General features: G+C 70.5%; 12 protein-coding genes and 1 pseudogene. 11 read left to right on the forward strand and 2 right to left on the reverse strand.

From position 1 onward, the window contains the following. Positions 1-56: 56 nt before the first annotated feature. From RF637_RS09945 to cobA, 5 genes are all read left to right on the forward strand, one after another. Positions 57-1,061 (forward strand): iron ABC transporter permease, encoded by a 1,005-nt coding sequence (locus RF637_RS09945; protein ID WP_318281383.1) that lies wholly within the window; start codon positions 57-59, stop codon positions 1,059-1,061. Then, positions 1,058-2,128: a FecCD family ABC transporter permease gene (locus tag RF637_RS09950; RefSeq protein ID WP_368844740.1), complete on the forward strand. Its 1,071-nt coding sequence runs from the start codon at positions 1,058-1,060 to the stop codon at positions 2,126-2,128. The genes RF637_RS09945 and RF637_RS09950 overlap by 4 nt, the downstream gene beginning before the upstream one ends. Then, a complete protein-coding gene (locus tag RF637_RS09955) occupies positions 2,125-3,018 on the forward strand; it encodes an ABC transporter ATP-binding protein (protein WP_368844741.1) in 894 nt (297 codons plus the stop codon). The genes RF637_RS09950 and RF637_RS09955 overlap by 4 nt, the downstream gene beginning before the upstream one ends. Then, on the forward strand, positions 3,015-4,046 hold the full coding sequence (locus RF637_RS09960) for a siderophore-interacting protein (protein ID WP_085107783.1): 1,032 nt from the start codon (positions 3,015-3,017) through the stop codon (positions 4,044-4,046). The genes RF637_RS09955 and RF637_RS09960 overlap by 4 nt, the downstream gene beginning before the upstream one ends. Positions 4,047-4,135: 89 nt before the next feature. After that, positions 4,136-5,302, forward strand: a complete 1,167-nt coding sequence (gene cobA, locus RF637_RS09965) for a uroporphyrinogen-III C-methyltransferase (RefSeq protein WP_368844742.1) — start codon at positions 4,136-4,138, stop codon at positions 5,300-5,302. Here cobA and RF637_RS09970 read toward each other — a convergent pair. Beyond that, positions 5,290-5,859, reverse strand: a pseudogene (locus tag RF637_RS09970) (hypothetical protein); the annotation flags it as partial. The gene cobA and the pseudogene RF637_RS09970 sit on opposite strands and share 13 nt — an antisense overlap. A gap of 28 nt (positions 5,860-5,887) precedes the next feature. On the opposite strand from RF637_RS09970, the gene RF637_RS09975 reads away from it, so the two are divergent. The 6 genes from RF637_RS09975 to RF637_RS10000 all read left to right on the forward strand — a co-directional run bounded on the left by RF637_RS09975 (position 5,888) and on the right by RF637_RS10000 (position 12,363). Then, on the forward strand, positions 5,888-6,082 hold the full coding sequence (locus RF637_RS09975; protein WP_368844743.1) for a nitrite reductase (NAD(P)H) small subunit: 195 nt from the start codon (positions 5,888-5,890) through the stop codon (positions 6,080-6,082). Between the two features lie 269 nt (positions 6,083-6,351). Continuing rightward, positions 6,352-9,651, forward strand: a complete 3,300-nt coding sequence (gene ileS / locus RF637_RS09980) for an isoleucine--tRNA ligase (protein WP_368844744.1) — start codon at positions 6,352-6,354, stop codon at positions 9,649-9,651. Beyond that, positions 9,648-11,018 (forward strand): folylpolyglutamate synthase/dihydrofolate synthase family protein, encoded by a 1,371-nt coding sequence (locus tag RF637_RS09985; RefSeq protein WP_368844745.1) that lies wholly within the window; start codon positions 9,648-9,650, stop codon positions 11,016-11,018. Before ileS ends, RF637_RS09985 begins: the two co-directional genes overlap by 4 nt. A 30-nt stretch (positions 11,019-11,048) precedes the next feature. Further along, positions 11,049-11,492, forward strand: a complete 444-nt coding sequence (locus RF637_RS09990; RefSeq protein WP_368844746.1) for a DUF4233 domain-containing protein — start codon at positions 11,049-11,051, stop codon at positions 11,490-11,492. Positions 11,493-11,610: 118 nt separating this feature from the next. Next, positions 11,611-12,024 carry a nucleoside-diphosphate kinase gene (gene ndk / locus RF637_RS09995; protein ID WP_064846151.1) on the forward strand — a complete coding sequence of 138 codons (414 nt, stop codon included), beginning with the start codon at positions 11,611-11,613 and terminating at the stop codon, positions 12,022-12,024. A gap of 171 nt (positions 12,025-12,195) precedes the next feature. Then, on the forward strand, positions 12,196-12,363 hold the full coding sequence (locus RF637_RS10000; RefSeq protein WP_368844747.1) for a hypothetical protein: 168 nt from the start codon (positions 12,196-12,198) through the stop codon (positions 12,361-12,363). A 122-nt stretch (positions 12,364-12,485) separates the two neighbouring features. Here the strand turns inward: RF637_RS10000 and RF637_RS10005 are convergent, their stop codons facing one another. Then, positions 12,486-13,124, reverse strand: coding sequence for a vitamin K epoxide reductase family protein (locus RF637_RS10005; RefSeq protein ID WP_231885535.1), 639 nt, complete (start codon positions 13,122-13,124; stop codon positions 12,486-12,488). Between the last annotated feature and the right edge of the window lie 391 nt (positions 13,125-13,515).

Consider the following 13,515-nt stretch of genomic DNA (forward strand, 5'->3'; position numbering starts at 1 on the left):
TCGCCCGCCCCGACGCCGCGCCGTCCGCCCCGCGCGGGCGCGCGCGGGGTCAGGGTATGTCCTGGCTCGCCATGGCGGCACTGCTGCTCGTGGCCGTGTTCCTCTCGATCTCGTACGGGTCCCGGCCCATCGGGCTGGGGGTCACGTGGCACGTGGTCCCGCACGTGTTCTCGGGTGACCCGGGGGCCGTCCCCGGGGTTCCCGCGCTCGACGGCGCCGTGGTCGAGTCCCGCGTGTGGCGCACCGGGGCGGGCCTGCTCACCGGGGCCGCGCTCGCCGTGGCCGGGGCGTTGCTACAGGGTGCCACGCGCAACCCCCTGGGCGATCCGGGCATCCTGGGGCTGACGGCCGGGGCCGCGTTCGCGGTCGTGGCCGGCGGCGCGTTCCTGGGTCTGACCGGCGTCACGCACCAGTTGTGGCTCGCGGCGCTGGGCTCCGCCGTGGCCGTGGCCGCCGTGTACGCGCTGGCCTCCGCGGCCCGGGGCGGGGCGCGTCCGGTGACCCTGGCACTCACGGGGGCGGCGGTCTCCGCGGGTCTCACGGCGCTGACGAGCGCGGTGCTGTTGAGCAACCAGGCCACGTTCGACACTTTCCGGCGCTGGCAGGTCGGTGAACTGACCCGGCCGGACGGCACGTTCCTGGTGCTCGCGAGCCCCGTGATTCTCGTGGCCCTGCTGCTCGGGTGGACGCTGGCCCGTTCCCTGGACACCCTGACCCTGGGCGAAGCTCTGGGTCGCGGACTCGGGGTGAACCCGGCGCTCGTGCGCGGCCTCGCGGGCCTGGCCGTGGTGCTGCTCTCGGGTACCTCCACCGCACTCGTGGGCCCGCTCGTGTTCTGCGGACTGCTCGTACCCCACGCGGTGCGTTCGCTGGTGGGCATCTCCTACCGCAGGATCGTCCCGGCGTGCCTGCTCGCGGGCCCGTTCATCGTCCTGCTCGCGGACGTCGTGGCGCGCGTGCTCGTCCCGGACCGGGAGATCCAGGTGGGGATCGCGCTCGTGGTGATCGGCGCCCCCGCGCTCGTGGTCGTGATCCGACGCAGGGGAGTGGTGGCCGCGTGAGTCCCGCCGTTTCCCCTTTTCCCAGGACGACGTCGCTGCCCGCCCCCGCGACCGTGGCCACCGTGCGCGCGGGACGCTCCCGCTCCCGACGCCGCACCCGCCGGGTCACGGCGCTGCTCGTGCTCGTCCTGGTCCTCGCCTCCTTCGCGCGGATCGCACTGGGCAAGTATGTCGTGGCCGTGCCCGACCTGGTCGCCGTGCTCACCCACGACTACTCCGGCCCCGCCGCGTACATCGTGTGGGACATCACTCTGCCGCGCACGGTGCTCGGGATCCTCACGGGGATCGCCTTCGGGATCGCCGGTCACCTGTTCCAGCGCGTGCTGCGCAACCCCCTGGCCTCCCCGGACATCATGGGTGTCTCCTCCGGGGCCGGGCTCGGCGCGGTCGCGGCCATCACGCTGGGCGGGCTCTCTGGGCTCGCGGTGACACTCAGTTCTCTCGCGGGTGGTTTCGGCCTCATGGTCGCGGTGGTCCTGGCCGCCGGGGGCACGAGGGCCAACATCGGCAAACTCGTGCTGACCGGCGTCGCGGCGGGAGCACTGACCGCCGCGGCGATCAACGCGGTGCTGACCCGCGCGGACATCTATGCCGCCCAGGACGCGATGCAGTGGCTCACGGGTTCACTCAACGCTGCCCGGTGGGTGGACATCGCGCAGGTGGGGATCTGCCTCGCGATCCTGCTGCCCGTGTGCGCGGTGTTGGCGCCCGCGGTGGACACGCTCGGCGCGGGGGATCCCCTGGCCGCCGGGCTCGGGGTGCACGTGCGGGCCACGCGGCTCGCGGCCCTCGGGCTCGCCGTGGTGCTCGTGGCCGTGGCGGCCTCCGCCGTGGGGCCCGTGGCGTTCGTGTCGTTCATGGCCGCACCCATTGCGAGGGGGCTGGGCGGCGGTGCGGGTCACGCCCGGCACGCCGCGCTCGTGGGCGCGGTGCTCATGGTGGTCTCAGACTACGTGGCCGCGGAGACGATCCCCGGGCTGGCCCTGCCCGTGGGTGTGGTCACCGCGGCGGCCGGCGCGCCCGTGCTGCTGTGGTTGTTGATCGGGCGAGGAAAGGCGGAAGCATGACGTCCAGGACCGATCCGAACCGGGCCGGGGGGACCGAGCACGGCGAGGACGCGGCGTCGCCGTCCGAGCTCGCGGTGCGTGGGCTGACCGCGGGCTACGGCGAGACGCCGGTGCTGCGGGACGTGAACGTGACATTCCCCGCGGGGGCCGTGACCGCGCTCGTGGGGGCCAACGGTTGCGGGAAGTCCACGCTGCTCAAGGCGTGCGCGCGCCAGCTCACCCCGTCCGCCGGAGAGATCCTCGTGAGCGGGGCGGACGTGAGTCGGTGGCACCGCACCCGGTTCGCGCGCACCGTGGGTTTCCTCCCACAGGACCCCGTGGCACCCGAGGGCGTGACCGTGCAGGAGCTCGTGGCGCGCGGACGGCACCCGTACCGCGGCGCCTTCGGACGGTGGCGTGCCCAGGACGACGACGCCGTGGCGGAAGCGGTCGAACTCACCGGGCTGGGGGAACTGCTCGAACGCCGCGTGGGGGACTTGTCCGGCGGTCAACGCCAACGCGTATGGATCGCCCTCGCGCTCGCGCAGCACACGGACGTACTGTTGCTCGACGAACCGACGACGTATCTGGACATCGCGCGCCAGGCCGAGATCCTGGACATCCTCACCGCACTGCAGCGCTCCCGAGGGATCACCCTGGTCATGGTGCTGCATGAACTCTCGCTCGCGGCGCGGTACGCGGACGTGCTCGTGGCACTCAAGGACGGGGCGGTCGCCGCGACCGGTTCGGCCGAGCAGGTCATGACCGATGAGGTGGTCAGCGACGTCTTCGACATGTCCGCGCGGGTGCTCCACGACGCCCCCACGGACGCCCGGCTCGTGATCCCGTGGACGGGACCGGCGAATACCCCGCCGAGCACTCCAGGATCACCCGAGGAGGTACTACCATGACGGAACTCGCATGTGTGACGGCCACCGTCACGGGACGCACGAAGCTCAGCGAACACCTCGTGCGCGTACGTGTGGCGGGGCAGGAACTGCGGATCATGCCGTGGGGTGACCAGGGACCGGGCCCCCGCACGGACGCCTACCTCAAGGTGCTGATCCCACCCACCCCCGGGGCCACCGTGGCGGTGGACGTGAGCGACATGACCCGGTGGCGGCGCGAGTTCATGGCCGCCCCGCCCGAACGCCGGGGTTGGCTGCGCACGTACACGGTGCGCGATGCGGCCGAGGTGGAGCTGGCCGGGCACACGGTCCCGGAGCTGGCCATCGACGTGGTGCTCCACGACGACCCCGAGCATGGGATGGGCCCCGGGGCCGCGTGGGGTGACACCGTGCGCGAGGGTCAGGACGTGCAGCTGCTCGTGCCCTCGGGCGGGTCCCCCTGGTGGGCCGCGTGGGACGAACGGCGTGCGGCGGACCAGGACGTCGTGCTCGCTGGGGACGAGACTGCCCTGCCCGCGCTCGCCGCGATCATCGACGGCATCGAGCGGGGGGTGCACGTGGGTGCGCCTGCCCCTTCCGCCCCGCCCCGCAGCGTGACGATCGCGGTGGAGGTCCCTTCCGAGGACGACGCTGTGGCCACGGCCGGCCCGCGCGCCCTCGCCCGGGCGACGTCGTCCGACGGGCACACCCTGACCGTGACGCTGCGCGGCGGCACCGAACTGCACTGGACGTGGCTGCCCCGGCGGGGACGCCCGCGCGGACTAGACCTGGAACTATGGCTGTGGCACAGGTTGTCCGAGCGCGCCCGCCGCTACTGGGAGGTCGGTCACGGCGAGCCCGAGGCCGCCCCGTCGGAGGAGGCGGACTTCGTATGGGACGTCGCCCGCCCGGAGGGCCGCGGTACCTACTGGTTCTTCGCGGCGGAATCCGCCACGGTCAAGTCGCTGCGCCGGATGTGCGTGAGCGGGGGAGTGCCCAAGACGGACATCTCGTTCATGGGCTACTGGAAACAGGGAGCGGCCACGGAGTGACCCCGCGGATGTGACGTCCGAGGTCAGGAGAGGCGGCCCGCGGCGTAGCATGGCGATGATCCGCCCGCACCCGAGGAGAGCTCTCGACCATGACCTACCCCCTGGGGCTGAACCTCGCCGGACGCGCCGTGCTGGTGGTCGGTGGGGGACCGGACGCCGCGCGTCGGACGCGGTCCCTGCTCGCCGAGGGCGCCCTTGTGGACCTCGTGGCACCTGATCTGCATGACACGTTGCGGGACCTCACGAGCTCACCCGGTCTCACGTGGCACGAGCGCGCGTTCCGCCCCGACGACCTCGGCGGCGCGTGGCTCGTCTTCCTCCACGTCTCGGACTCCGGGGAACGGGAGCGGGTGGTGCTCGCGGCGGAAGAGCGTCGGGTCCTGTGCGTCGCGGACGACGCCGCGCCCAGGCCCGATCGCGCAGCCGACACTCGGGCACCGGTCACTCAGGTGCCGGTTACCGAAACACGGGTTGCTCAGGATCGGGTCTCTCAGGCCCCGGTCACTCAGGAACCCGGGACAGTGGCGCTGGTGGGCGGAGGACCCGGCGACCCCGGACTGCTCACGGTGCGCGGACGACAACTGTTGGCGGACGCGGACGTGATCGTCGCGGACCGGCTCGGCCCCACGGACCTCCTACCAGAGCTCGCCCGGCACGCCCGCATCATCGACGTGGGCAAGCGCGCCGGGTACCACAAGTACACGCAGGACCGGATCAACGAGACCCTCGTGGACCAGGCGAAACACGGACTGCGGGTCGTGCGGCTCAAGGGTGGGGATCCGTACGTGTTCGGCCGCGGTGGCGAGGAAGTCGAGTTCTGCCGGGCCCATGGTGTGGCCACCCAAGTGGTGCCGGGTGTGACCTCGGCGATTTCCGTCCCCGCCGCGGCGGGGATCCCCGTGACCCACCGGGACATGACACACGGGTTCACGGTGATCACCGCGCACCAACAGTTGCGTCAGGTGCCCTACATGGACGGGCACACGTTGATCCTCATGATGGGCGTGCGGGGTCTCGAACGTAACGCCGAGCTGCTCATGGCCGCGGGCTACCCCGCAGACACCCCGGTCGCGGTCGTGGAGCGGGGCTGGACCCCAACCCAGCGCACGACCGTGGCGCAGCTGGACACGATCGCCTACGTGGCCCGCGCGCGCGAGGTCACTGCTCCCGCGGTGATCGTGGTGGGTCGGGTCGCCGCGCTCGCGCACGAGTCATCCGCGATCCCCGGCCCCCAGGAGTCGGATCAGGAGGGCTGACCCACCGGGATCCTCGCCCCGGACACCAACAGCTTGTGCCCCTCACCGGCCTCGGACCGGGCGATCTCCTCGGGGGTGGCCGGGCGGATCTGTTCGCGCTCGAGCACGTACATGCGCGCGTCCACGTCCTCCGGCGCACTCTCGGGGTGGTTCACGAACACCCGGAAGCGGCACAACCGGTCGGGATCCGCGAGGGTCGCGGCCTACTCGCGGCTGCAGCCCGAGACCCCGAACTTGGACTTGCGGGGTGAGCGCATCCCGCGGTAGCGGTTCTCCAGGCCCACGGCGAGCGCCACCGAGTCCTGCACCCCGAAGCGGCACCACGAACTGCCGATGCACGACTTCACATTGCGCAGCGCCTTGCCGTACGCGGAACCGGACTCGAATCCGGCGTCCACGAGTTCCTTCCAAATCGGCGGCAGCTGCTCCAGGCGGGCCCCGTAGAGCCCGATGCGCTGGGCACCCGTAATCCTGGTGTACAGCCCGTACTCCTGACCCACCCGGGCCAGCACGCCCAGCTTCTCGGGAGTGATCTCGCCCCCGGGGATGCGCGGGATCGTGGGGCGCACGGGGCAGTACCACACGGTGGCCTCACCCCTGTACAAGGAGACCTACGACCTCGCGACCGGGCGGTGCGTGTCCGGCGCGGAGTACACGCTGCCCGTCCACCCGGTGCGCGTGCAGGACGGCCGGGTCCTGGTGGTGGTGTCCGGGGGAGACGAACAGGGCGGCGGCGAGCAGGGCGGCGGCGAGCAGGGCGGCGGCGAGCAGGGCGAGTAGTCCCTCCCGTCGGGGTATCATGGCGGGGTGCGCCCTGCGCGCACGGGTGTCGATCCGGCCATCACCGGGGAGCCCTTCCGGAAGAACAGGCACCGCGCCCCAGTAGAACCGGACGACTCGGGCCCGTGACAGCCCCCAACGAGCGACTCGCGGCGTCGTCGGCTGTGCCGATGCCACCGCGGGTAAGCGAGGTGGTACCGCGCCACCGGCGCCCCGCGCGCCCGAGCGTCCTCGCATCCTGAACCACACACCCCTCAGGATGGAGCACCGTGACCGAATCCTTCGTGTATCCCAAGGCGAGCACCGACCCCAGCGCACACGGAGTGCCCTCCGCGCCGCGTTTCCCCGCGGTCGAGGAGCGCGTCTTGGATTACTGGAAACAGGACCACACCTTCCAGGCGAGCATCGACCAGCGCGACCGCGGGGACCACGGGTCCAACGAGTTCGTGTTCTACGACGGCCCGCCCTTCGCCAACGGCCTGCCCCACTACGGCCACTTGCTGACCGGCTACGTCAAGGACCTCGTGGCCCGCTACCAGACGCAGCAGGGCCGGCGCGTGGAGCGCCGCTTCGGGTGGGACACCCACGGACTGCCGGCCGAACTCGAGGCCATGAAGCAGCTCGGGATGACCGACAAGCAGGACATCGAGGCCATGGGCATCGACAAGTTCAACGACGCCTGCCGCGCCTCCGTGTTGAAGTACGCGTCCGAGTGGCAGGACTACGTGACCCGCCAGGCCCGCTGGGTGGACTTCGACAACGACTACAAGACCCTGGACGTGGACTACATGGAGTCCGTGATCGGCGCGTTCAAGGCCCTGGACGACAAGGGCCTGGTCTACTCCGGCTACCGCGTGCTGCCGTACTGCTGGAAGGACGAGACGCCCCTGTCCAACCACGAGTTGCGCATGGACGACGACGTCTACAAGAACCGCCAGGACCCCTCCGTGACCGTGGCGTTCACGCTCTCCGAGGACACCTCGTGGGCCACCGATCCCGCCGTGGCCGCCGAACTCGCCGGCGCGGAGGCCATCGCCTGGACCACGACCCCCTGGACCCTGCCCACCAACGAGGCGCTCGCGGTCGGTCCGCACATCGACTACGTCCTGGTCCCCGGTGTCGGCGACCTGGCCGGGCGCCGCTTCCTCGTGGCCGCGGAGCTCGCGGGCGGGTACGCCAAGGAGTTCGGGTACGACGACGCCGCGGCCGTCGCGGATGCCGTCACCGCCCACTGCAAGGGTGAGCAGCTGGGCGGGATCCGGTATCGGCCGCTGTGGGACTACTTCACGGACGCCGAGCGCTTCGGGACGCAGAACGCGTGGCAGATCCTCGTGGCCGAGTACGTGTCCACCACGGACGGCACGGGCATCGTGCACCAGGCCCCCGCGTACGGCGAGGACGATCAGATGGTGTGCGCCGCCCACGACATCCCCGTGGTGCTCTCCGTGGACGAGAGCGGACGGTTCTACGATTTCTTCACGGACGAGTCCCTCGCGCAGGGCGCGCCGCTCGCGGAACTCGCCGGGCACAACGTGTTCGACAAGGACGTGGCCCGCACCGTGGTCCGGGACCTCCGAGCCCGCGGCGCGCTGCTGCGGGAGGCCTCCTACGAGCACTCGTACCCGCACTGCTGGCGCTGCCGTAACCCTCTGATCTACCGCGCGGTGTCCTCATGGTTCGTGAGCGTGACCGTGTTCAAGGACCGGATGGTCGAGTTGAACCAGCAGATCAACTGGATCCCCGAGAACGTCAAGGACGGCCAGTTCGGCAAGTGGCTCGAGAACGCCCGTGACTGGTCCATCTCCCGCAATCGCTACTGGGGTTCACCCATCCCGGTGTGGGAATCGAGCGACCCCCATTACCCGCGCCGGGACGTCTACGGTTCCCTCGCGGAGCTGGAGCGGGACTTCGGCCGACTTCCGCGCAACGCCCAGGGCGAGGTGGACCTGCACCGGCCGTGGATCGACGACCTGACCCGGCCCAACCCGGACGACCCCACGGGCGAGTCCGTGATGCGCCGCGTGCCCGAGGTGCTGGACGTGTGGTTCGACTCCGGGTCCATGCCGTACGCCCAGGTGCACTACCCCATGGAGAACCGGGAGTGGTTCGAGACCCACAACCCGGGTGACTTCATCGTGGAGTACATCGGTCAGACCCGCGGCTGGTTCTACACGCTGCACATCCTGGCCACCGCGCTGTTCGACCGCCCCGCGTTCCGCAACGTGATCTCCCACGGGATCGTGCTGGGTTCGGACGGGCAGAAGATGTCCAAGTCGCTGCAGAACTACCCGGACGTCAACGAGGTCCTGGACCGGGACGGTTCGGACGCCATGCGCTGGTTCCTGATGTCCTCGCCCATCCTGCGCGGCGGCAACCTGATCGTCACCGAGCAGGGCATCCGCGACGGCGTGCGCCAGATGATGTTGCCGCTGTGGAACGTGTACCACTTCTTCGGTCTGTACACGAACGCCGCGAACGGGGGAGCCGGCTACGACGCCCAGTTGCGCCACGACGCCGATCACGTGATGGACCGCTACATCCTCGCGGAGACCGGCGCGCTCGTCACGGACGTCAAGCGGTTGTTCGACGACTACGACATCTGGGCCGGTGCCGAGCGGTTGCGCTCCTACATGGACACCCTCACCAACTGGTACGTGCGCCGTTCCCGCGAGCGGTTCTTCGAGGAGGACACCCAGGCCTTCGACGTGCTGTACACGTGCCTCGAGACGGTGTGCCGCGTGGCCGCCCCGCTGCTGCCGCTCGTCACGGAGGAGATCTGGCGCGGTCTTACGGGTGGGCGCTCCGTGCACCTGACCGACTGGCCGGATGCCTCCCTGTTCCCCCGGGACGAGGCCCTACTCACGGCCATGGAGCGCACGCGCGCCATCTGCTCGGCCGGGTCCGGTCTGCGCAAGACCCACAACCTGCGCGTGCGGCAACCGCTCGCGGGGATGACCGTGGCCGTGCCCGGGGCGCATGCCCTCGAGGGCACGTTCCAGGAGATCATCGCCGATGAGTTGAACCTCAGGTCCGTCACGCTCGAGGACTCGGAGCAGGTCAGCGCCGCGGACCACGGTATCTCCCAGGAGTTGAAGGTCAACGCCCGCGCGGCGGGCCCGCGCCTGGGCAAGCAGGTCCAGCAGGTCATCAAGGCCACCAAGAACGGTGACTGGTCGGTCTCCGCGGACGGCGTCGTCGTCGCCGGCTCCGTGCCCCTGCAGGAGGGCGAGTACGAACTCGTCACGGTCGTTGACGACGCCGCGGCGGACTCCGCGCGCGCCGTGACCGTTCTGCCCGGCGGCGGGTTCCTTGTCCTGGACACCGAACTGACGGATGAACTGCGCGCCGAGGGCGTGGCGCGGGACATGATCCGTGCGATTCAGCAGGCCCGGAAGGACGCGGACCTGCAGGTCTCGGACCGGATCCGCACCCACGTCGCCGCGGACGCGCAGACCGTGGCCGCCGTGGCCGCGAACCGCGAGCTCGTGCAGTCCGAGACCCTGTCCCGCGAGGTCGAGCTCTTGGAAGCGGACGAGCCGTCCGTGACCGTGGCGGTGATCGACGCGTGAGCGGGGCCCAGGAGCACGAGGACTTCGCATCGGTCGAGAATATCTACCAGCACCTGCTGAGTCGGGCGCCGGAGGACAGGATGGCGCCGCGGCTGGACGCCGTGGCCGCCGCGGTCGCCGCGCTCGGGGATCCGCACCGCAGCGCACCCGTGGTGCACGTGACCGGGACCAACGGCAAGACGTCCACGGCCCGGATGATCGAGTCGCTGTTGCTCGCCCACGACCTGCGCGTGGGCCGGTACACGAGCCCGCACCTCGAGCGCGTCACGGAGCGGATCAGCATCGACGGCGAACCCGTCCCGGACGAGACGTTCGTGCGGATCTACTCGGAGATCGCCCCGTACCTCGAGCTCGTGGACCGAAAGCTCGAGGCCGACGGCGCTCCCCGCCTCACGTACTTCGAGACCCTTACGGTCCTGGCGTTCGCGGTCTTCGCGGACGAACCCGTGGACGTCATGGTCCTTGAAGTCGGCATCGGTGGCACGTGGGACGCGACCAATGTGGCGGACGCCGCGGTGTCCGTGGTGACCCCGATCGGGCTGGACCACACAACCATGCTCGGGGACACCGTGGGGCAGATCGCCCGGGAGAAGGCCGGGATCATCAAGCCCCAGGGCTTCCTCGTGAGCGCGGCGCAGCAACCCGAGGCCGCGCAGGTCCTGCTGGACCGGGCCCGGGAACTCGGTGACCCGTTCCGGTTCGAGGGCGTGGAGTTCGCCGTGACCGGGCGTTCCACCGCGGTGGGCGGCCAGGTCATCACCGTGCAGGGGCTCGCGGGGGAGTACCCGGATCTCATGTTGCCGCTGTTCGGGGCCCATCAGGCCCAGAACGCCGCGGTGGCCGTGGCCGCCGTCGAGGCGTTCGTGGGGGGAGGGGACAAGCCCCTGAACCCCGAGCTCGTGGCCACGGGACTGGGTGCGGTCTCCTCGCCGGGCCGGCTCGAGCTCGCCCGCAAGGCACCGCCGGTGATCCTGGATGCGGCCCACAACCCGCACGGTCTGCTGGCCTCGGCGACCGCGGTGCGCGAGGCCTTCACGTTCACCAAGCTCAACCTGGTGGTGGGCGTGCTGCGAGACAAGGACGCTGCGGAGATGATGCGCGTGCTCGTGGACGAGTACCACGAGTTCGAGCTCGAACTGTGGTGCACCCGCTCCCAGTCCCCGCGCGCTGTGGCACCCGAGGAACTCGCGGAGATCGCCGAGGAGATGGGCTTCGACGAGGACGCCGTGCACGTGAGCGAGCGACTGGACGATGCGTGTGCCGCGGCCATCCAGGACGCCGCGGCCCGCGAGCAGTTCGACGGCGCGGTGCTCGTCACCGGGTCCATCACCGTGGTGGGTGAGGCCCGTGTGCTGCTCGGACTCTGAGCCCGCCGCCCCGACCATGGAAGGAGCCCGATGGCCCGCCTGACCAAGGCCCAGCGCGAATGGCGCCCTGGCCAACCCAAGAAGCCACGCTCGATCAAGACGATGTTCGCCTCGAGCGTGCTCTCCATCGAGGCGTTCATCGTGTTCTTCGCCGCCCTCGCGGCGTTCGGACTCACGGCGCGGGACTGGAGCACGGCCGGGAAACTGTGGCTCATGGGCGGATCGGTGGTGCTCGCCCTGGTGTTCCTGCTGGCGTGCGGCCTCCTGCGCAAGCCGTGGGGGTACACCCTCGGGTGGGTGCTGCAGGTCGTGCTCATCGCCACGGGAGTGCTCGTGCCCTCAATGTTCGTGATCGGCGTGTTGTGCGCCCTGGCCTGGTGGTACGCCGTGGTCAAGGGTGGCGCGATGGATCGTGAGAACGTGCGGCGCGCGGAGGAACAACGCCGCTGGGAGGTCGAGAACCCCCTGACGTGATCACCGTCTCCCGGCCGCGGTCCCCGGGCGTAGCCGCGCGGGGACCACAGGCCGTTAGGCTCGGAGCGGAACCTGATCGACCGAGGACTCCGCGTGGGTCCACAGCAAGGAGAAGCACATGACGCAACGCACCCTCGTCCTCGTGAAGCCGGACGGCGTCCAGCGCGGCCTGACCGGGCAGATCCTGGCCCGCATCGAGGCCAAGGGCTACACGCTCGCGCAACTCGAGCTCGTGACGGCGACCCGCGAGATTCTCGAGCGGCACTACGAGGAGCACCAGGGCAAGCCGTTCTTCGAGCCGCTCGTGGAGTTCATGCTCTCCGGGCCCGTCGTGGCCGCCGTGGTCGAGGGGGACCGGGTCATCGAGGGCTTCCGCAGCCTCGCCGGTGCCACCGAGCCCACCACGGCCGCCCCCGGTACCATTCGCGGCGATTTGGGTCGGGACTGGGGCGAGAAGGTGCAGAAGAACCTCGTGCACGGCTCCGATTCGCCTGAGTCCGCCGAGCGGGAGATCGGCATCTGGTTCAGCTGAGCTGAACGCGGGATCCATGACCGACTACGACCCGCGGATCGTCGACCTGTACGACGGGGACAACCCCGACGGGCCGGACCATGACGACTACCGCTCCCTCGCCGAGCGGATGCATGCCCGTGCCGTGCTCGACGTGGGGTGTGGGACGGGTGGCGTCAGTTCGAGCCCACCGTGCGGGACACGCAGCACGGGCTGTTGCGGCAATGGTGCGAGGTGGGGGAACTCGAACGGAGCCGGGTCCTGCTGCGTTTGCACAATCACTTCGAGTCATCGGATGAGCTCGTGGTGGAGGAGTCGGACCTGGCCTTTCGTGACCGCGGCATCCTGACCGATCAGTGACGGCGCGCCGGGTTCGAGGTCGACGCGGTTCGGGGCGACTGGCAGCGGACGCCATTCGACGGCACGCACCCCATCATGGTGTTCGAGGCGCACGCCGTCTGAGCGCGGCGTCGGTGAACGGCTCAGGCGAAGATCGCGGTCGAGAAGCGCACCGCGATGATCCCGAAGACGATCACGAGCACCCCGATGCCCAGGAGCCACGCCCACGCGGCGGAGCCGGCGGCGGTGCCACGCGAGGAACCGATCAGGCCGGCGCGGCGCATCCGCGCCGTCGTATGCGCGAGCAACAGGGTCTGGGCGCACCACACGATCATGCAGTACAGGCACAGGGCGTTGATGTGGAAAGTGGTCTGCCACCACAGCCACAGGGTGAACACCGAGCCGGCGGCGATCCCCAGCCACAGCAACCACCAGAACCAGCTGGCGTAGCGTGCGCCGGCGAGCACGCCCACGGCCACGGCGATCACCACGGCGTACGCCACGATCCCGATGAACGGGTTGGGGAAGCCGAAGAGCTCCGCCTGCGGGGTGCGCATGACCGTGCCGCACGAGAGCCACGCGTTGATGTCGCAGCTCGTGCGGTGTCCCGCGTCCTTGTAGATCGCGAGCCGTTCCGCCACGAGCACGGCCGATGCGGCGAAACCCACGATCGAGAAGATCACCGCGAGCACGGCCCACGCGCGGTCCGAACGGGTGGCGTGCGCCGGAGTCGTCTCGGGTGTCCGGTCGGTCAGGGGGGTGGTCGCGGAAGTTGGGCTCACGCGCCCGATCGTAGACCATGCGCATGACGACCCACCGGGCGCGGGCCGCCCGTGGCGGCGGGTGACGCCGGCACACACCCCGTACACGCGCTGTGGTCCGGCCGGTGGAATGTGGTCCGGACCACCCGGAATGTGCCCCGGCCCGGGGTGACTGTGAGATACTGCCAATGGTCGGGCCTCAGCCGCACGTGAGGAACCGGCCCGGCAGGAACACCGATCTCCCTCGGTACGGACCCGCGCTCTCACAGGATCGAGCGCGTCCGGAGCGGGGCAAGTTCGCGGTCCCCACGGACCCAGCGACTCGGGCATCCGCCGGCTCGCGGACAGTGCGCGTGACACACGCCGCGCCCGCGAGTACGACTTTGACTTCCGGCGGCCGCGTGGCAAACAC

Source organism: Kocuria sp. CPCC 204721, assembly GCF_040980945.1.
Lineage (GTDB): Bacteria > Actinomycetota > Actinomycetes > Actinomycetales > Micrococcaceae > Kocuria > Kocuria marina.